27 protein-coding genes are annotated in these 19,514 nt (G+C 34.3%); 26 read left to right on the top strand and 1 reads right to left on the bottom strand.

Annotated elements, in window-relative coordinates:
- The first annotated feature begins 106 nt into the window (after positions 1-106).
- The 8 genes from CBF37_RS08200 to CBF37_RS08165 all read left to right on the top strand — a co-directional run bounded on the left by CBF37_RS08200 (position 107) and on the right by CBF37_RS08165 (position 6,317).
- A complete protein-coding gene (locus tag CBF37_RS08200) occupies positions 107-289 on the top strand; it encodes a hypothetical protein (RefSeq protein ID WP_125984262.1) in 183 nt (60 codons plus the stop codon).
- Between the two features lie 76 nt (positions 290-365).
- The gene (locus tag CBF37_RS08195) at positions 366-1,760 is read left to right on the top strand and encodes an AAA family ATPase (protein ID WP_125984261.1); all 1,395 of its coding nucleotides are present in this window, start codon (positions 366-368) and stop codon (positions 1,758-1,760) included.
- A gap of 2 nt (positions 1,761-1,762) precedes the next feature.
- Positions 1,763-2,776 carry an ATP-binding protein gene (locus CBF37_RS08190; RefSeq protein ID WP_125984260.1) on the top strand — a complete coding sequence of 338 codons (1,014 nt, stop codon included), beginning with the start codon at positions 1,763-1,765 and terminating at the stop codon, positions 2,774-2,776.
- Between the two features lie 13 nt (positions 2,777-2,789).
- The gene (locus CBF37_RS08185) at positions 2,790-3,350 is read left to right on the top strand and encodes a hypothetical protein (protein ID WP_206168054.1); all 561 of its coding nucleotides are present in this window, start codon (positions 2,790-2,792) and stop codon (positions 3,348-3,350) included.
- A gap of 12 nt (positions 3,351-3,362) precedes the next feature.
- Positions 3,363-3,785 (top strand): replication terminator protein, encoded by a 423-nt coding sequence (locus CBF37_RS08180; protein WP_125984259.1) that lies wholly within the window; start codon positions 3,363-3,365, stop codon positions 3,783-3,785.
- Positions 3,786-3,791: 6 nt separating this feature from the next.
- Positions 3,792-4,541, top strand: a complete 750-nt coding sequence (locus tag CBF37_RS08175; RefSeq protein ID WP_125984258.1) for a hypothetical protein — start codon at positions 3,792-3,794, stop codon at positions 4,539-4,541.
- Positions 4,542-4,551: 10 nt separating this feature from the next.
- Positions 4,552-6,132 (top strand): DEAD/DEAH box helicase, encoded by a 1,581-nt coding sequence (locus CBF37_RS08170; RefSeq protein WP_125984257.1) that lies wholly within the window; start codon positions 4,552-4,554, stop codon positions 6,130-6,132.
- Positions 6,133-6,134: 2 nt separating this feature from the next.
- Positions 6,135-6,317, top strand: coding sequence for an HAD family hydrolase (locus CBF37_RS08165; protein WP_125984256.1), 183 nt, complete (start codon positions 6,135-6,137; stop codon positions 6,315-6,317).
- On the opposite strand, the gene CBF37_RS08160 is transcribed toward CBF37_RS08165, so the two are convergent.
- Positions 6,278-7,000, bottom strand: coding sequence for a DUF4145 domain-containing protein (locus CBF37_RS08160; protein WP_125984255.1), 723 nt, complete (start codon positions 6,998-7,000; stop codon positions 6,278-6,280). The two genes, CBF37_RS08165 and CBF37_RS08160, sit on opposite strands and share 40 nt — an antisense overlap.
- 64 nt (positions 7,001-7,064) lie before the next feature.
- On the opposite strand from CBF37_RS08160, the gene CBF37_RS08155 reads away from it, so the two are divergent.
- The 18 genes from CBF37_RS08155 to CBF37_RS08075 all read left to right on the top strand — a co-directional run bounded on the left by CBF37_RS08155 (position 7,065) and on the right by CBF37_RS08075 (position 19,512).
- Positions 7,065-9,335 (top strand): AAA family ATPase, encoded by a 2,271-nt coding sequence (locus tag CBF37_RS08155; RefSeq protein WP_125984303.1) that lies wholly within the window; start codon positions 7,065-7,067, stop codon positions 9,333-9,335.
- A gap of 209 nt (positions 9,336-9,544) precedes the next feature.
- Positions 9,545-9,937, top strand: coding sequence for a RusA family crossover junction endodeoxyribonuclease (locus tag CBF37_RS08150; protein WP_206168053.1), 393 nt, complete (start codon positions 9,545-9,547; stop codon positions 9,935-9,937).
- Positions 9,934-10,164, top strand: a complete 231-nt coding sequence (locus CBF37_RS08145; protein WP_165866671.1) for a hypothetical protein — start codon at positions 9,934-9,936, stop codon at positions 10,162-10,164. Before CBF37_RS08150 ends, CBF37_RS08145 begins: the two co-directional genes overlap by 4 nt.
- Positions 10,165-10,174: 10 nt before the next feature.
- A complete protein-coding gene (locus CBF37_RS08140) occupies positions 10,175-10,411 on the top strand; it encodes a hypothetical protein (RefSeq protein ID WP_125984252.1) in 237 nt (78 codons plus the stop codon).
- Between the two features lie 10 nt (positions 10,412-10,421).
- Complete coding sequence (locus tag CBF37_RS08135; protein ID WP_125984251.1) at positions 10,422-10,901, top strand: RNA polymerase sigma factor sigma-70 region 4 domain-containing protein; 480 nt, start codon at positions 10,422-10,424, stop codon at positions 10,899-10,901.
- A gap of 191 nt (positions 10,902-11,092) precedes the next feature.
- Positions 11,093-11,824: a hypothetical protein gene (locus CBF37_RS08130; protein WP_125984250.1), complete on the top strand. Its 732-nt coding sequence runs from the start codon at positions 11,093-11,095 to the stop codon at positions 11,822-11,824.
- A gap of 65 nt (positions 11,825-11,889) precedes the next feature.
- Positions 11,890-12,330: a terminase small subunit gene (locus CBF37_RS08125; RefSeq protein ID WP_125984249.1), complete on the top strand. Its 441-nt coding sequence runs from the start codon at positions 11,890-11,892 to the stop codon at positions 12,328-12,330.
- Positions 12,323-13,597 (top strand): PBSX family phage terminase large subunit, encoded by a 1,275-nt coding sequence (locus CBF37_RS08120; RefSeq protein WP_125984302.1) that lies wholly within the window; start codon positions 12,323-12,325, stop codon positions 13,595-13,597. Before CBF37_RS08125 ends, CBF37_RS08120 begins: the two co-directional genes overlap by 8 nt.
- Complete coding sequence (locus CBF37_RS08115; protein WP_125984248.1) at positions 13,597-14,979, top strand: phage portal protein; 1,383 nt, start codon at positions 13,597-13,599, stop codon at positions 14,977-14,979. Before CBF37_RS08120 ends, CBF37_RS08115 begins: the two co-directional genes overlap by 1 nt.
- A complete protein-coding gene (locus CBF37_RS08110) occupies positions 14,951-15,856 on the top strand; it encodes a minor capsid protein (RefSeq protein WP_125984247.1) in 906 nt (301 codons plus the stop codon). Before CBF37_RS08115 ends, CBF37_RS08110 begins: the two co-directional genes overlap by 29 nt.
- 50 nt (positions 15,857-15,906) lie before the next feature.
- A complete protein-coding gene (locus tag CBF37_RS11650) occupies positions 15,907-16,080 on the top strand; it encodes a hypothetical protein (RefSeq protein WP_165866670.1) in 174 nt (57 codons plus the stop codon).
- Positions 16,081-16,121: 41 nt separating this feature from the next.
- Positions 16,122-16,376 (top strand): hypothetical protein, encoded by a 255-nt coding sequence (locus tag CBF37_RS08105; RefSeq protein WP_125984246.1) that lies wholly within the window; start codon positions 16,122-16,124, stop codon positions 16,374-16,376.
- Positions 16,377-16,472: 96 nt separating this feature from the next.
- Positions 16,473-17,117, top strand: a complete 645-nt coding sequence (locus tag CBF37_RS08100; RefSeq protein WP_125984245.1) for a DUF4355 domain-containing protein — start codon at positions 16,473-16,475, stop codon at positions 17,115-17,117.
- A gap of 10 nt (positions 17,118-17,127) precedes the next feature.
- A complete protein-coding gene (locus CBF37_RS08095; RefSeq protein ID WP_125984244.1) occupies positions 17,128-18,066 on the top strand; it encodes a hypothetical protein in 939 nt (312 codons plus the stop codon).
- 11 nt (positions 18,067-18,077) lie between these two features.
- The gene (locus CBF37_RS08090) at positions 18,078-18,416 is read left to right on the top strand and encodes a phage head-tail connector protein (RefSeq protein WP_125984243.1); all 339 of its coding nucleotides are present in this window, start codon (positions 18,078-18,080) and stop codon (positions 18,414-18,416) included.
- Positions 18,413-18,727: a hypothetical protein gene (locus CBF37_RS08085; protein WP_125984242.1), complete on the top strand. Its 315-nt coding sequence runs from the start codon at positions 18,413-18,415 to the stop codon at positions 18,725-18,727. The genes CBF37_RS08090 and CBF37_RS08085 overlap by 4 nt, the downstream gene beginning before the upstream one ends.
- Before the next feature lie 4 nt (positions 18,728-18,731).
- Positions 18,732-19,097 carry a hypothetical protein gene (locus CBF37_RS08080; RefSeq protein WP_240626691.1) on the top strand — a complete coding sequence of 122 codons (366 nt, stop codon included), beginning with the start codon at positions 18,732-18,734 and terminating at the stop codon, positions 19,095-19,097.
- A 4-nt stretch (positions 19,098-19,101) separates the two neighbouring features.
- Positions 19,102-19,512 (top strand): DUF5072 family protein, encoded by a 411-nt coding sequence (locus CBF37_RS08075; protein ID WP_125984241.1) that lies wholly within the window; start codon positions 19,102-19,104, stop codon positions 19,510-19,512.
- Positions 19,513-19,514 lie beyond the last annotated feature (2 nt).

The following is a 19,514-nucleotide window of genomic DNA, read 5'->3' as shown; positions in this document are numbered from 1 at the left end:
AAGGAGGACGCATGGATTTATTAATAATTTTTATTTTAGCAATAACAATATGCACACTATCAGCTACATCAGCACATAGCATTTGGAAAGATAGGAGGCGAAAATAATGGTCACGACGCTAACATTAAGCAGACTGTTCTGCGTTATCATCGCAACAGTTTTAATCACAACAGCAGTCTTAACCGGAATATACAGCATGCAGACGGCGATAGTGCTATGCGTGTTTACAACCGCGTTAGTCTTTGACTGGCTGATTAGCGATGAACATGAGAAGCAGCGAGCAAAATAAAAAAAACCACCACTGCGGGAACAGTGATGGTAATGAAAAAAATAAAAATACGTATATAAGGAGAGTGTAGCACGATATGTCAATGAAAATCAATAAATTGGAAATCGAAAATACAAAGCGTGTTAAAGCAGTAAAAATTGAGCCAACAGCAAATGGTTTAACAGTTATTGGTGGACCTAATGGACAAGGAAAAACAAGTATTTTAGATTCTATTGCTTGGGCTTTAGGAGGTGACAGATATAAGCCTAGTAAAGTGCATAGAGAAGGTAGCGTAACACCACCTAATATTTCTATCACCATGAATAATGGCTTAATTGTAGAGCGTAAAGGAAAGAATAGCTCTCTTAAGGTTATTGATCCACAAGGTCAAAAAGCAGGGCAACAATTACTTAATAGTTTCGTTGAAGAATTGGCCATCGACTTACCAAAATTTATGGATTCAACTAGTAAAGAGAAAGCTAACACTTTACTTCAAATTATCGGAGTAGGAGAGCAGCTTTTTAATATTGAAAAAGAAGAAACTGATATTTATAACCAACGACGTGCTGTTGGTCAGATTGCTGATCAAAAAGAGAAGTTTGCTAAAGAAATGACTTATTATCCAGATACACCTAAAGAGCTTGTGAGCGTATCAGAGTTGATTAATCAACAACAAGTCATACTAGCTAAAAATGGTGAGAATCAGCGTAAGAGGGAGCAAATTAAACAGATTGAGTTTCAAATTTCTCAAGGCGAAAGTAATATTGCTAGTGTTAAGAAACAAATTGAACAGCTACAAGGACAACTCAATACTCTTGAAGGGTTACAAGCTGAAACGAAAAAAGATTTAGAAATTGCTCGTAAATCCGCTATAGACTTACACGATGAATCAACGGAACAGCTAGAAAAAAGTATTGCAGACGTTGAACAAATCAATCTCAAGGTTAGAGCTAATCTTGATAAAGAAAAAGCTGAGGATGATGCTAAAATTCAACGCGAAGAGTATGGAAAATTAACTTCTAAAATTGAAAGTTTAAGACAAGATAAGTCCAATTTACTTCAACATGCCAATCTACCATTACCAGAACTTTCAGTTGATAATGGCGAATTGATTTACAAAGGTCAGCAATGGGACAACATGAGTGGTTCAGAACAATTGCGAGTGGCTACGGCTATTGTTAGAAAGTTAAAGCCAGAATGCGGATTTATCCTAATTGATAAATTGGAGCAGATGGATACAAATACACTAAATGAGTTTGGTATTTGGCTTGAACAAGAAGGACTACAAGCTATTGCTACACGCGTGTCTACTGGTGAAGAGTGTTCAATAATCATTGAGGATGGCTACGTTGCTAAGGAAAATACAAAAGAAGATTCTGGCTCCTTAGTTCAAGCATTTGATGGTGATAGTCGTTCTTTTGATGAAAAAGTAGCAGATGGAACGTTTAAGCCAGTAAATAATAATACTTGGGAAGGGAAAGGAGCATTTTAAATATGTTTGAAATTAGTAGTGGAAAAATTATAACTGCCCAAAAGGTCGTCATTTATGGAGTAGAGGGAATAGGTAAAACAACTTTTGCTAGTCAGTTTCCAAATCCTGTTTTTATTGATGTGGAAGACTCAAGTAAGCATTTAAACGTTGATAGATTACCAAAGCCAACGAGTTGGAATATGTTACTTCAAGAAATTAACCATGTTAAAGATAAAAAGCAATGGAAAACGCTAGTCATAGATACATTGGATAAGGCAGAAGAATTATGCAAGCAGCATGTGATGCAATCGAACAATTGGACTGTGATTGACTCTGAGGGGTATGGTAAAAAATTTATAGCATTACAAAAAGAGTTCGGAAGCCTTTTAAATTTATTGAGTGATGTTTGTGATTCAGGAATTAATATCGTACTGGTCGCTCATGCCGTTCAAAGAAAAGTAGAAGAACCAGATCAACTAGGACAGTATGATCATTATGAATTAAAGCTAGAAAAAAGAAATGGTCCACTACCTAAAGAGTGGGCGGATGCGGTATTGTTTGCAAAGTTTAAAAATACAATTATCACTGATAGCAAATCTAATAGTAAAAAAGCAACAGGCGGTCAAAGAATGATGTACACCACTCATAATCCAGCATGGGATGCTAAGAATAGATGGGGATTAGCTGATGAATTGCCATTTGATTATTCTCAAATAGCACAAGTGTTTTTAGAGAATAGTCAAGTAACCGAGCTACAACAATCAACTCAACAAAACGAATTTATGAATAAAGAACAACAAGATTTTAGCCGAGGACCACAGCCGAATATCACAACTGTCATTCCAAAGTCTGTAGCTGATTTAATGAAAAATAGTCAAGTATCTGTTGATGAAATTATGCAAGTCATTTATACCGGTGGCTTTATGCCACAAGACACACCTATTGAAAATATTCCTGATGATCTGTGGGGATATCTAGTGACTAATTGGGATGCTGGTGTCATGAACATGCTTAACACAAAAATAAGAACTTTTTAGGAGGAAATAAAATATGATGAATCAAGAAAATGAATTTTTATCATGGGATAGTAGTTTTACCGCAGAGGAAAGTAGTTTTAAACTCTTCCAGCCAGGTGAATATCCATTCACTGTAACAAATATGGAAAGAAAGATATATGACGGAACAAGTACTAAGATTCCTAATGGCGCACCTTATGCGGAAGTGACAATGGAATTTACAGGACCAGAAGGAAAGACAAATGTTATTGATCGCTTGTACTTAATGAAGAATTGGCAATGGAAATTAACGCAGTTCTTTAGTGGTATCGGTCAATCACCAGTTTTAGGTGAAACATTTAAACCAAATTGGTCACAAGTCGTAGGGAGTCGTGGGAACGCTAAGCTAAATATCAATACGTACACTTCAAAAGGTCAGGAAAGAAGTAATAATCAAGTTGAAGAGTACTTAGCATCTAATGCTCCTGCACAACAGCAACAGAATAATCAACAGAGTTTTAACCAAGCACCACCTGTTCAAAATCAACAACAAAATTTTAATCAAAATCAAGCTAATCAACCACAAAATAATGGTTTTCAACCAGGAGCATTTTAGGAGGAGAAACGTATGAAAAATATTGATTTAGATTTAAGTAGTATTGCTAGTGGAGGTCTTCAAGAGAAGATTGACTTAGAGATGGATAAAGTGTTTCAAAATATTCAAGATCCTAATACTAAGGCGACTGCAAAACGAAAAGTAATGATTACAATTGATTTAACACCTGATGACAATAGAGAAGTTGTCTCCATGACTAGTTTTGTTAAATCAACATTAGCTCCATTGACTGACGTAGCAACAACTATTTTGACTGGTAAAAATTTAGATACTGGTCAAGTAGAAGCTCGTGAATTGAAGTCTAGTGCAAAAGGTCAGACATACATTGACCCAGATGATTTACAAGCTAAGACAGATACTGGCGAACCAATTGATGTAATTGAGAAAGAAATGGAAAATCAGCAAGTAATTGACCTACAAAAGAAAAGAGGATAAAAAATTATGACAATGACAAAAGAAGCAATTCAATACTTAATGGAACAAGGGATCACACCTGAAGATAGATTAGTTAACTTTGATAATGAAGAACGGTGGTTAGCTTTTGATAATGATGGACAAGTCAAAGAAATCTTACCTCGAGTTTTTAACGCAAAAGAACAGGTTCTTTTAAATACTCTTAGTGGCATGGTTAACTATATCAAGTCAAATCTTGAAAGAGTAGATGAAAAATTAATTTTACAAATTAAGAATGAAGAAATTGTTTCATTGATAGGGACTTTAGAAATTGATGGTAGCCGTGAAAAGCTTGCCGTAGCAAGTGCTATTGTTCCAGAATTTAGATTTGATACTTATCATAATTTGGAAGAATTTAATATTGCTCTCCAATCTAAATTTGTTGAAAACGAAGATCGTAAAATTTTACTTCAGGTAGTCGGTAATGTCTCAGAAGATAATATTAAAACTGTTGGTGATGATGGGGTTAGCCAAGTAGTTACTATCAATCAAGGTGTTGCAAGCAAAGCTGATGTAAAAGTACCTAATCCAGTTGAATTATCACCGTATCGTACTTTCTTAGAAGTTGAACAACCAACTAGCCAATTTGTATTTCGTATGAAAGATGGACCAAGTGCTGCAATCTTTGAAGCTGATGGTGGGGCATGGAGAAACCAAGCAATTGTTAATATTCGTGAATACTTTAAAGAACAATTAAAAGAAGAAATTGAAGCAAACAGAATTACTATTTTAGCTTAGGAGGAAAAACATGCAACTTAGACCATACCAACAAGAGTCAAGAGAAGCAGTACAAAAAGAATGGTCTAATGGTATGAGAAAAACCCTACTCGTTTTACCTACAGGGACTGGAAAGACAATTGTTTTCAGTAAGGTAATTGAGGATAGAGTGAGACTTGGCGAGCGTGTGCTCGTCTTGGCTCATAGGGGTGAACTATTAGATCAAGCATCAGAAAAATTAGAGAAATCAACAGGACTAAAAACATCACTAGAAAAAGCGGAAAATACTTGTTTAGGTAGTTTTTTTAGAGTGGTAGTTGGAAGTGTTCAAACGCTTCAAAACGAGAAGAGATTAAGTAAATTTCCACCAGATTACTTTGACACGATTATTATTGATGAAGCACATCATGCAGTATCAGGTGGGTATCAACGAGTTTTAGGACATTTTGAAGATGCTAATGTTTTAGGGGTTACAGCTACACCAGATAGAGGAGATATGCAAAACTTGGGAACTTATTTTGATTCTTTAGCTTATGAGTATTCTTTGGTAGAAGCTATTAAGAGTGGTTATTTATCACCAATCAAAGCACTAACCCTACCAGTTCAGATTGATTTAAGTTCAGTTGGTCAACAAGCAGGCGATTTTAAAACAAAGGATTTAGGAAGTGCTTTAGACCCGTATCTAGAATCAATTGCTAATGAAATGGTTGAACACTGTATGGATAAAAAGACAGTGGTGTTCTTGCCTTTAGTCGCAACAAGTCAAAAATTCAAAGATATTTTAAATAAAAAAGGATTTAGAGTTGCAGAAGTGAATGGAGAGAGTAAAGACCGTGCTGAAATTTTAGAGGAATTTGAAAATGATAAGTACAATGTTCTTTGTAACTCCATGTTGCTTACTGAAGGTTGGGACTGTCCAAGTGTTGATTGTATCGTTGTATTGAGACCAACTAAAGTACGCTCGCTTTACTCACAAATGGTTGGGCGAGGTACCCGATTATTTCCAGGGAAAGACCACTTATTATTATTAGACTTTCTTTGGCACACGGAACGGCATGAGTTATGTCATCCAGCTCATTTAATTACCAGTAGTGAAGAAGTGGCCAAAAAGTTAACTGAAAATGTTGAAGATTTAGAGTTCCCAATAGATATTTTGGAAGAAGTGGAACAAGCAGAAAAAGACGCAGTGTTAGAACGTGAAGAAGCCTTAGCAAAACAATTATCCGAAATGAAAAAACGTAAGAAGAAACTTGTAGATCCCTTGCAGTTTGAAATGAGTATTCAAGCGGAAGACTTATCTAATTATGTTCCCAGCTTTGGTTGGGAAATGGGTCCACCAACAGATAAACAATTGAAGGCATTAGAAAAACTTGGCATCCTTCCAGACGAAGTTGACAACGCCGGAAAAGCTACCAAGTTATTAGAAAGATTAGATAAGAGACGAAATGATGGACTAACTACGCCAAAACAAATTCGTTTCTTAGAACAACGAGGATTCCAACATGTAGGTACATGGCAATTTGAAACAGCTCGTAAATTAATAGATAGAATAGCTGGCAATGGTTGGAGAATTCCAAATGGTATTGTTCCAGGTACATATGGGAGTGAATAAATATGGAACAAGAAATTAAAGAATTAAAAGAACGAATCATATTTTTAGAAGCATTACTAGAGTTAAATTCTCATGTATTAGAAAAAGCGATTGAAACTAATAGAATATTAATTGAATATTTAAAAGAAAAGAAAATAAAAATTAATTATTTAGGTTTGTTAAGTAGTTCCTTTGCTTTTAAATAAGTTAACTCGTTTTTTATTTCACTTATCAAGGCATCAAGAAATATTTTTATAGATTGAGTATCATGTTCAGGATGCCTTTTTGAGTAATGAGTTTCATCGTTACCTATGAAAGAAATAGCTTTAGAAAGGTCTTTTATTCTAGGTTTTTCAAGTTTTGAAATTTTTGAAGAGAGCGTAGTTGTTGGATCAGTTAACCACTCTTTTTTAACCCCTTCTGGCGGATATGTGATAAGAAAATCAGTTATTAAAAATTCTAGAGATTTTCTATAACCCATACCTGCTATTTTATCAAGTTCCTGTTCTTCTGCTTTTTGAGATTGTTTATAAATTTCAAAGAAGTCAGGGAACTCACTGGATATTTCTTCAGGGATATTTGTTGATTTAATAACGTTTTTTGGAATAGTATCCACAATTCTAAAGGTTGCTTCGTTAGCCATATAAAGACCACCAATAGGTGAGAATTTAGTCATAAAATTAATTGTATTTGAACCACAAAAACTACAAGCAAAGATGAATAAACCAGAATATTTATCGTAATCACCATTTGTAATACATCCATCAACAAATGTTTGAATTCCAGTATTTTTACAATGCGAACATATACGAGGTTCTTCAATATTCGCTAATGTTTTCGAAATACTATTACTTCTTTTATCGTATTCATAAACTTCTACTTGAGGCACTAAAAACACTCCTTTGTAATATAGTATGTATTTTTATCATACCAAAAGAAAGTAGGTGATACCACTGGATAATAAATTAGATTTAACAGAATTATTAGAATACATCGATCCATCGCAATTAAATTATCAAGAATGGACTAATGTAGGAATGGCATTGAAACATGAAAACTATGATGCTTCTGTGTGGGATGAATGGAGTCGCAATGATTCAAGATACCATGACGGAGAATGCTTTAAAAAATGGGAAACCTTTCAAGGTACAGGATCACCAGTTACAGGAGCTACTATTACACAATTAGCAAAAGAAAACGGCTGGACTAGTAAATGGGGAAATGGCGATGATGCTTTTCTAGATTGGAATGATAGCTTCATAGCAACGGATGTAGATAAAGGATACAAATTAGTCAATACTGATTGGGTATTGGGCCAAGAAATTGCTGAACCAAAATTTTGGAATCCTTCACAACAAATTATCGATTATTTAGAAGCAGTATTTAATCCGGGGGACATAATCGGTTATGTGAATGATGGATACTTACATACAAATGGTGATATTGAGAAGTGGATACCAAAGTCTAGTGGTGTTTATACGAAAACTGCTGGAGATATTATTCAAGGGCTTAGAAATTGTAACGGTGATATTGGTGCCGTGATGGGTGATCCAAATATTAACTCTGGGGCGTGGATTCGGTTTAATCCTTTAGATGGGGAAGGGGTAAAAAATACAAATGTCGTTGATTTTAGGTATGCATTAGTGGAATCAGACAACATGAGTATTGAACAACAAAATGAAATCATTAGGGAATTAGAATTACCAGTTGTCGCTTTGTCTTACAGTGGGAGTAAAAGTATTCACGCCATCGTTAAAGTAGATGCGGTGAATTATCCGCAGTATCAAGAAAGAGTGGATTATCTTTATAAAATTGTTGAAAAGAATGGACTGAAAGTTGATAAGCAAAACAAGAATCCTTCAAGATTAACTCGTTTACCCGGTTTCATAAGAGGAAACAAGAAACAATTTTTAATTGATACGAATATTGGTAAATCAAGTTGGGAAGAATGGGAAGAATACATTGAGGATATGAATGACAATTTGCCGGACCCTGAAAATTTAACTGATTTATTTGAACAAAAAATCGAACTGGCACCTGAATTAATAAAAGGGGTATTAAGACAGGGGCATAAACTATTAATTGCTGGACCAAGTAAAGCGGGTAAATCTTTTTCACTTATTCAATTAGCCATTGCGATTGCAGAAGGTCGAGAGTGGTTTGGGTTTCCATGTGCTAAAGGTAAGGTACTCTACGTCAATCTAGAGTTAGATGATAAATCCGCTAAGATGCGTTTTGTGGAAATATATAACAAATTAAATAAGGGTCATGATAATGTGTCGAATATTGATATATGGAACTTGAGGGGGAAAACAAGTCCGATGGATAAGTTAGCACCAAAACTTATCCGACGCGCTCAAAAAAATAATTATATTGCGGTTATTATTGATCCAATATATAAGGTGCTGACTGGTGATGAAAACTCAGCTCACGAGATGGCTAACTTTACGAATCAATTCGACAAGATAGCAACTGAATTGAATTGTGCAGTCATTTATTGTCATCATCATTCAAAAGGTAGTCAAGGTGGTAAAAACTCGATAGACCGTTCGAGCGGTAGTGGGGTTTTTGCAAGGGACCCAGATGCTATTTTAGATTTAATTGAATTACCACTCACAGAAGATAGGTATCTTTTACAGGAACATAGAGCCGAATGTCAAACCTATATCGATGCAATAAAAAAATATAATCCATCGTACAATCAAGTATCGCAAGACGATGAGTTAAGTTTTAAACAGATGTCTTATCATTTGAATGCAGCAATAATGGATCAGCAGTCTAAAAAGTTGATTGAGCAGGAACGAATCAAAGCAGTTGATGTAGCAAGACAATCGAGTGCTTGGAGATTAGAAGGAACATTAAGGGAGTTCCCGAAAATGAAAGCAGTCAATGCTTGGTTTAAATATCCTATTCATGAGTTAGATGATAGTCTTCAAGATATTTCTTTAGAAGAGGAGCAATCTAAAACTTGGCAAAAGAATACTAAAAAAGCTAATCAAAGCAGGAGTGTCAAAACTCAACAAGAATTAGAAGAAGCATTTAATGTATTAAGTGAAAATGGTGAACCAGTGGAAGCAGTATCGTTAGCTGACTATTTAGATATTTCTAGAACAGCAGTTTATAAGAGAGTAAAAAAACATGAAAAGTTCGATGCGGTTGATGGAATAGTAACAAAAAAGGTTATCAATAAGTTTGTTACCTCTAGTGAGAGTAACAGTCAGTAACAAAACGAAGTTTGCGTGATAACTATATAGAGTTCACTAGAGGTAACAACTACTAGAAACCTTGTCACTGCAGTGTTCCTGTCCCTTGTGATAGCTACTACCAGTAGTTAGCTATCACAAAAGGGAAACAGAGAACAATTATTTAGAGGTGACAGAAAAAAATGAAAAATAAAAAAATCGAATTAAATAACAAGAAAAGAGTGGTAAGAGTGATTAGATTTTTTATGCCGATGAAACCTCCAACAACAACTCACCAGCAAAAGAAAGTAACAGTCAAAAATGGTAAGCCGATATTTTATGAACCAACTGATTTAAAAGCAGCACGTTCTAAATTAATGGCTCATCTCGGACAGCATGTTCCAGAACATAAAATTGAGAAGGGAATACATCTCACTGTAAAATGGTTATTCCCAATTACTGGTAAGCATAGTGATGGTGAGTATAAGATTACTAAACCGGATACTGACAATCTTAATAAATTATTGAAAGATTGCATGACTGATTTAGGATTTTGGAAGGATGATCAGTTGGTGGCCAGTGAGTTAATTCAAAAATTTTATGCAGAAATACCTGGAATTTTTATTCAGATAGAAAGGTTGTGAGTTTTGTGGACTTTCATTCTTTTTATCAAGATGTTATTAAGTGGATGGAAGCTAATAATCAAATGGTGGGACAACATACTAATCAGTCCGATACTTATTGGGAGTGGGTCATTCAGTCAATTGGATATATGTGCCAAAAATATGACAACCATCCGCTAGTAATAAGTCAAATGTTAATGTTTCTAAATTATTTAGAAGATAGTTATTTAGTTGTAATTAAAAAATGAGGTGGTAAAAGTGATTCCAAAGGGTGAACGTTACATTATTGATGTTGTTGTAGATAATATGAATCGCTATATGGAACAAAATAATGTAAGTAAAAAGATGTTAGAAGTTGATGTGGGAAGTGCTACTATTCAAAATATGTTACGGAAGAAAACAACTAACGGGTGTAGTATAAGATCGTTACAAAGAATTGCACAGTCTTTGGGGGTTAGTACAATTGATTTGGTTGAAGATTGGGAAGAAAGCTAGGTGTTAATCCATGAGGTTTCAGTGGTTAAAAGATTATCAAGAACTTGATGAACAATTGTTATACTTGAAATGGAATCTCAATAAATCACAATTAGAATTAAATCGATGGATAGAAGGAGATCTATCTAAAGTAAAAATAGATAAAAATTCTCGTTCGGCTAGTCTGGAGATAAATATTGAAAGAATAAAGAGAGAAATTTTAAGATTAGAAGGTCAGAAGAGTGAATTAACTAAACTAATAAACTCTTTTTCAGGTATTGATAATGAAATAGTAAGGTTAAAATATGTTGATAATTTAACTCTTGAAGAAATTGCTGAGGTTACTGGCTATAGTGCCTCTTATATTAGAAAGAAGCATAGTGATATCAGAAGCATTTTGAAGTTTGTCGATGATTATGAAAGTAGACGATGTGAGAGAGAAAACAAGTTGAATGAAATAGACTACTACTCAAATAAAATAAATCAAGATAAACAATTACGCTTATTTTGAAATGTATCATAAATGTATACTCATTTATGGTATGTAAATATTGATATATCGAGGTTATGATATTAGTGTGATAAATTTCGGTAGTCCGCAGATTAATTAATTGCTATCAAAATTTACATCTCCTTTACCCTATCTTTATTGGTAGGGTTTTTGTGTTATAATTAGAGCAATAAAAAAGTAAGGAGCATATCGTGGTAGCTATCATAGGGATTATTATAGGCATCATTCTAGCAATCATTAGTATGAATTTAAGTTGGGGAAGTGTTCCTGATTGGCTTAGTGCAATAGGAACAGTAGGTGCATTCTGGTATATAATTAAACAAATGAGACAAGATAAAGAAGAGAAAAAGCAAAAAGATTATAAAGATAATTACGATAATTTATATAGTAAAATGAATATGCTTTTAACTGAGCTTGAGAAAAAAGAAATAAAAGATACCATAAGTTTATATGAGCTGGGAGGTATAGCAGGTCACGTATTCCCCGAACCTGAAATATTTAATGATATACAATATGGTCTAAAGTCACCGTCAATACCAGATTATAAATCGTTTAAAAAAGTCTGGAGTATTGCAACTAAACAAGTTAATGACGAAGACGCTTCAACGGGTGATTATTTAAGAACATTAAATTTATTGTTAACAGAAGTAAATAAGTATAAAGATAACCATTATTTAAATGAAGCAGATTTAAAATTTATTATAGAATTAATAAGGATTAAAATAACTAAAGAAGGATATAATTTAATACTTTGGAACGCGTTGTTTTCTCCCTATAGTGAAAAGTTAAATATTAATCTAAGGGGATTAGGTATATTTAGCAAAAAATCCAAAGAAGAATTTTTAGCACTTTTTCTATATCAAAGGGCAGATATACAAGAAGGAGTGAAAGAAGAAATTGTTAAATTTGATTATAAAAAATAAATTATTCAACGCATAGCAATCATGTTATGCGTTTTTATTATGCGAAAAGAAAGAAGGTGAATGATGTGATAACTAACGAAAAGCATAAAAGATTTGCTGATGAATGGCTGATTGATATGAATGGTACAAGAGCTTATAAAGTCGCTTACCCTCATATAAAAAAAGATACAACAGCTAAGGCAGCAGCAAGTAGGTTGTTAACTGACGTTAACGTCAAGGCTTATATAGATGAACGGCTTGAGGAAATCAAGAATGAACGCACTGCTGATGCCCAAGAGGTTATGGAATTTTTAACAAGTGTAATGCGTGGCGAAGTAAGAGAACCTGTTGCTTTATTGGACGGGGATGGACATCAAAAAGTTGTTGAGTTGCAACCAAGCGTTCAAACAAGACGAGCAGCAGCTGTCGACATTGGTAAACGTTATGCATTGTTCACCGATAAGAAAGAAATGGATATTAAATCTGTTACCTTTGTGGATGACGTTCCACTTGATGACGATGACTGAAACTAAAATATCTATCAGTCAAATGTTAGGTAAGGGTTATAATCGTTTCTTCCATACGAAGGAATTCTATCGAGTTGTAAAAGGATCTCGTGGTAGCAAGAAGTCTAAAACAGCAGCATTAACGTTTGTACATGACATTTTAAAATATTCATGGGCTAACATTTTAGTTGTCCGTCGATATTCAAACACCAACAAGCAATCAACGTACACTGATTTTAAATGGGCAGCTAGTAAGTTGGGTGTATACGATTATTTTAAGTTTAATGAGTCACTGCCAGAGATAACTGTAAAAGCAACTGGTCAAAAGATATTGTTTAGAGGACTAGATGATGAGTTAAAGGTAACGTCTATAGCAGTCGATACAGGGATGCTTTGTTGGGCGTGGTTTGAAGAAGCCTATCAAATTGAAACACCAGAAAAGTTTGAAACTGTTGTTGAATCAATACGTGGTTCTTATGAAGACCCAAATTTTTACAAACAAATAACTGTAACGTTTAACCCGTGGTCTGAAAGACATTGGCTTAAGCGTCTTTTTTTTGATGATGATACTAAAAAGAAACATGTCTTTTCGGATACGACCACTTTCAGAGATAACGAGTGGTTAGATGAACAAGATGTATCCAGGTACTTAGATTTATACGAAACTAACCCAAGACGTGCCAGAGTGGTATGTGATGGTGATTGGGGAATAACAGAAGGACTTGTGTTTGAGAACTTTGAGGTTAGAGAGTTTGATATACATAGAAAAATACAAGAAATTGGCTTGACCGTCCACGGTATGGACTTCGGATTTTCTCATGATCCGACTACCTTACCATCATCAATATATGATGAAAATAAAAAAGAACTATGGATATATGGAGAACTTTATAAGACGGGCTTACTATCGTCAGATATTGTAAGTGAAATTGAAAAAAGAGATTTAATGAAAGCTAAAATAATAGCAGATAGTGCTTCATCTATTGTGATAGCTGAGTTAAAGAATAAAGGTGTTAGTCGCATTGAAGCAGCTAGAAAAGGGAAAGACAGTATATTAGCTGGTATAGATTTTATGCAAGGTTTAAAAATGTATATTCATCCTCTTTGCGAAAAAACAGTAGAAGAGTTTAATACTTACTGTTATGACCGTGATAAAGAAGGTAACTGGTTAAATAAACCTGAAGATAAAAATAACCATATCATTGATGCACTTAGATATTCATTAGAGCCTTATAATGGTAAAACTCATACTAAAGTTAAAGTCAAAATGTTTAAAGGAGGTATATAATGGCAAAACCTATTTTTTATGAACCACCACAAATTATGACAGCAGATCCAGAATTAGAAATGAATAGCGATGTACTAAGTCAGTACATTAAACTACATGAGCAAGAGCTACCGCGGTATCAAATGCTTTATAAAATGTATCGAGGTAAACATGAAATTGTTGAAGCTGATGCAAAAGAAAAATACAAGCCGGACAATCGTTTAGTTTCTAACTTTGCTAGCTATATTGTTGAAACATTCAACGGTTACTTCATGGGAAAAAGAGTGAGTACTAGTCACCCAAATGATAATGTATCAAATTTGGTTAATAATATTTTGAAACGTAATGATCAAGATGATAATAATTCAACACTATCTAAATACGTCAGTATATTTGGTAGGTCATACGAGTTAATTTTTCAAGACGAAGAAGCTAATACTTGCATCACTTACAATAACCCATTAGATATGTTTATTGTTTATGACAATACCATGCTGCAACGTAGATTATTTGCTGTCAGATACTATTTAAACTCTGATGATAAAACAGTTGGTGAGATATACGCTCGTGATAGAGTTATTTATTTTTCTGAAGGTAAGGATGGTTATGATTTCAACGAAGAAGTCCCACATTTCTATGGTGATGTACCGGTTGTTGAATACATTAATAATGATGAGCGTATCGGATTGTTTGAACCAGTTATATCGTTAATTAATGGCTTTAATAAAGCCTTGTCAGAAAAGTCAAACGATGTCGATTATTTTGCAGATGCTTACTTAGCGATTTTAGGTGTGGAATTGGACGATGACTCATCAGCTAAAATTAGAGATAATCGAATTATTAATTTCTTTGGAACAGATAATGCAACAGAAATTAAAAATATCATCGTTAAATTTTTAGAAAAGCCAGATGGCGATACTTCCCAAGAACATTTATTAGACCGCGTAGAGAAACTGATCTATCAAATGGCAATGGTCACTAATCTAAACAGTGAATCCTTTGGAAATGCTTCAGGAGTAGGGCTTAGCTTTAAATTGCAAGAAATGGAAAACCTAGCATTAGTTAGAGAGCGTAAATTCGTTAGTAGTATGAACCAACGCTTTAAAATGATATTCCAATTACCAACGAATGTCCCAACTGCTCAACGTGATGAATGGTTTAACTTAGATTTCACTTTTCACCGGAACATTCCAAGGGATGTATTATCAGAAATTCAAGCAGCCCAAGCAGCAGCAGGTCTATTGCCACTTGTTGATAGAATAGCAATGATTTCAACAATTAATGACCCGCAAGAAGTTGCTAAACGTATGCAAGAAGAAATGAGTGGTGTTATTGATGATCCATTTTCAAGAGTACAGGAAGTAGTTGAAGAAGATGAGCAAGAAGAACGTCCAAACGAGTAGTTATTGGATTAAACGCCAACAAGAAACTATGGCGGGTCTTGATAAACGTGATAAAAAGTTTAGTGATGCATTGGCTAGAGAATATGACAAGTTGCTGATTGATATTGAAAAGCATATTTCTTATTACTACCAAAAGTACGCTAAAGAAGATGTGTTAGCATATCGAGACATGATGCAATATTTAAATGAAAAAGAACGAAATGCGATTTTCAAGAACTTTGACACGTTTGTTGAGAATAATCCGAAATATAAGAGACTACTACCGATTAGAAATAGCATTTATAAGTTGAATCGATTAGAAGGCCTTCAGATGTCGACACGAATCAGAATAGCTGAATTAGGCATCGTTGAAGAAAACCAAATGGCCGATTATTTAGCAAGCTCATATGATTATGGATACAAAGCAACAATGAAGCATTTGGAAAATTCCGATGCTTTTTTTAATGTTGATAAAAAACTCTTAAATCAAACGTTAAATGCAAAATGGTTCGATGATAAGAATTTCTCAGACAGGATTTGGGAAAACAAGGACCGGTTGAGATTATGGTTCAACACCACATTTAGAGACGGCTTAGCGACAGGTAAAACTTATGATGAAATGCTAAAAGACTTAGCTAAAAAAACTGATACAGGTGCTTTTTATGCTAAGCGGTTAGTATGGACAGAATCATCTTACATGCTTAATTCTGCTAATGCTCATGCGTTTATGGAAAGTGGTGTCAAGAAATATCGGTTTATAGCTATTATTGATGGTAGAACATCAGTAACATGTCGAGGTTTGAACGATGAAGTATTCGAGTTTAAGAACTATCAACCAGGGCTTAACGCACCGCCAATGCATTCGTTTTGTCGGTCAGGCATAGTTCCGGAAGAGTAGTCTAACGACTGCTTTTTTATTTTAATTAAAATTAGAAAGAGGTAAGTGATATGACAATAGTAATTTATTTTAAAAATGGTGGAACAGCTTTATTTAATCAAGTAGAGGAATTCAAGACTGAATCCGGAGTAGTTTCGTTTAAATATTTTGGAGTGTCAACACAAGTAAAACGTCAAGCAATGTTTGTAATCGATAATATTGCTGGCTTTGCAAAACAAATCTAAAAGTCTAGTCACTAGGCTTTTTAAAAGTAGGAGGCGCAGGAATGGAGTGTAACCCTTTTAAACCATTAACGTGTAAATCGGGAGTAAATATATCCCAACCAATAGCTAGAGAAACAATTGAGGTTTGGGACCCGATTCAAAAATGCAAAGTAATTCGTTATAAAGATGAATTACTGAAAGAGTTGTATAGAGACTTAACAATAGATATTAATCCGAAAGAACCATTTGAATTTGTTGGAAGGATTGACGGTCCGCCTCTTACTCAATACAGAAATCAAAATCTAAGAAATTACTAGGCTTTTTTATTTTGTCCAAGCATTGAAGACGTTATAAAAGCTATGGAAAGTGCAAGCATTTATTCACTTTAAAAGATATGGAAAGGAAAGATTATCATGAAAAACAAATTATTTAAGATGAATTTACAATTATTTAGTGCTGACACTGGTTCTGATGGTGGCGATAATCCGGAAACTACCACAGAAGAAGAAGCAGTTGAAACGCCTAAAATTGATATTGAAAATTTATCAGACGAACAGGTTGCAGAATTAAAAGCAAAATTCAACTTTAAGACTGATGACGATGTAGACAAAATCATTAAGTCGAAACACAGTCGTTGGCAGAAAGAGAAGGAAGAAGCTGAAAAACTAGCTAAGATGAACGCTGAAGAAAAAAGACAATACGAGCTAGAGAGTATTAAGCGACAACTTGAAGAAGAACGTCGCAAAAACTCACTAAACAGCATGTCTAAAGAGGCGTCTAAAATGCTGTCAGAACAATCTATCAATGCAGATGATGAAGTACTAGCATTTGTGGTTAGAGATACTGCAGAAGATACGAAACAAGCTGTTGAAGCATTCTCGTCATTGTTACAACGTAAGGTTGAAGAAGGTGTCAAGATTGCTTTGTCAGGTAAAGCACCGAAATTAAATCTAACACCTGGTAGTCATAAAGAAGTTACTAAAGAAGAAATCATGGCTATCAAAGATACAACCAAGCGTCAAAAATTAATCGAAGAAAACATACATTTATTTAAATAGGAGGAACAACATGAAAAAAGAAAATTTACTAAAGATGAACTTACAGCAATTCGCTGAAAAAGACATTGTGACAACTGATGGTTTAGGAGAAATTAAATCAATCGATTTTGTAAACTTATTTGGTTATTCAATCGATGAATTATTACAGGTTTTAGGTGTGACCCGTCGTATGACTTTAACTAAAGATGAAAAAGTCCAAACATACAAGTGGGTTCGGACAATGGCTGCTAATAATGCCGTAGGCGAAGGTGAAACGATTCCATTATCAAAAGTTGAACGTAAGAAAGACCGGGAATTTGTCGTGCCGTTGCATAAATATCGTAAAGTTGTAACTGCTGAAGCAATTGATCGTCATGGATATGATATGGCAGTAAATGAAACTGACCGTGAAATTTTGGAAGAAGTTCAAGATGCTATTAAAAATCAATTCTTTACTTACCTAGGAACTGCACCAACTAAACAAAAAGCGACTGGTTTACAAAGTGCTTTGTCATTAGGTTGGGGAGAAGCTAAAAAGTATTTCCGTGGAAATGTACCAATGATTTCATTCATCAATCCAATGGATGTTGCTAAGTATCTAGGTGAAGCACCTATCCAATCAGGTGCATCAACCGATTATGGTTTTACCTTATTAACGGGATTTCTAAATCAAACAGTAGTTGTGTTTGACAGCATCCCAGAAGGTAAAGTGTACACAACAGCAGTTAATAACATTGTGTTAGCCAATAAAGATGTGTCATCTTCTGAAATGGCTCGTACGTTTAATTTAACGACTGAACAATCAGGTTTAATTGGTGTGACGCATGGTACTACTCTAAACAACTTAACAGTTGAAACAGTAGCATTAGAAGGAATTCAACTGTTCACTGAAGTTTTAAACGGAGTAGTAGAAACTACTATTGAAGAACCAAAACCAGAAGAAAAAAAGGAAAACAAACCTAATGAATAGTAGGTGATCAAGTGAGTACTCATGAAGACATAAAAAAAAGAGTAAAAGTCCGAGAGTCTAAAATCTCGGATGAGTTACTCGATGAATATTTAACAACAGCGCTAGACAGAATCAAGCTCTATACAGGAATTAACGACTTACCAATCGAATTTAACTCAATCATAGTTGATGTCGTTTTAGCGATGTATCGTAGAAAATATTATGAAGGCATTGAACAAGAAAAAGCTGATGTCTTTAGTGTTAAATTTATTAATAATATTTTAAGCCAATTTGATAGAGAATTTCAGAATTATAAGCGTAAAAAGGCTGAAGAACTCAATAATTTATCAGGAAAGATTGTGTTCAAATGAGATTATATGAGATTGCTTTATTCGAGAAAATAAAAACTGGTGAAAAAGATAGGCTTGGTAATGATATTACTGAAATCAAGCTATTTGAAACTGGTGAAGGTAGAAAGTCTACTTGGACTGCTGATGAAATAGCTTTAGACAGTCGTATTGTTACAAAAAAACTTCAAAAGGTTATTGCAACGCTTTCTACTAAAACATTGCAGAAGGCTTTTTATTTGGAGTTAAACGGCAATCGTTTTGAGATTGAAGAAATCAAAGGCGAAGATGATGAACGGTGGCGAGTTGTTTATTTAAAAGCTTATGGGAAGTGATTGAATGAAACTTACTTTATTCGGCACTGAAGCTTTAGAAAAGAAGTTAGAACAGAAATCTCAATTTGATTTAAAAAAGGTTCAGGAAAAACAGCTTAGAGATATCTATAAACGTGGTCGTCAACAATACTATCGCGATGGAGCAGTACCGAGTGATGGTGGTACACCGTACGATACAAGCGAATTATTACAATCTTTATCTTATCGTGGCGATGAAGTTGGCTATTTAAAAGAATACGCACCACACGTCGAGTATGGGCATAGGACACGTAATGGTGGCTTTGTTCCTGGACAATATTATTTAAAACGAAATGTGGATGCGCAGAGAGAAACATATAAAAAGGATTTACAAGAAGAGTTAAGGAAGTGATACCTTGATTAAAAAATTATCTTTTGTTGATGTATTAGCAGGTGTCTTAGATGTGCTGAGACAACATACAGACTATGATGTGTACGATCATTTTCCAAAAGACACCGAATTACCTTTTATTCATGTTGAAATTGTTGGGCAGACAACTGTACCGTCAAAAACAATGTGGAAAGAAGACTATCAGCTTTTCATTCATGGGTGGGCAGAGGGTTCTGAAAGCTCAGTTCCAATTTTTGACTTAATACAATCAATTGAAGAAGCAATGACTGTAGAAGTTAGCTTACCAGAAGGATACGAGTTGTTAATTCAACGACCACTTGGTGTTCAACAGATATTAAAAGATGAAGACGATGTAAGACATACGATTATTGGGTACTCGTTACAGATTCTATATGGTTATAAAACTAAATTTTAGGA

It is taken from the genome of Vagococcus vulneris (assembly GCF_003950515.1).
Taxonomy (GTDB): Bacteria; Bacillota; Bacilli; order Lactobacillales; family Vagococcaceae; genus Vagococcus; species Vagococcus vulneris.
Note: the sequence above shows the minus strand (reverse complement) of the source record. Positions and strands in the feature narration are given on the sequence as shown.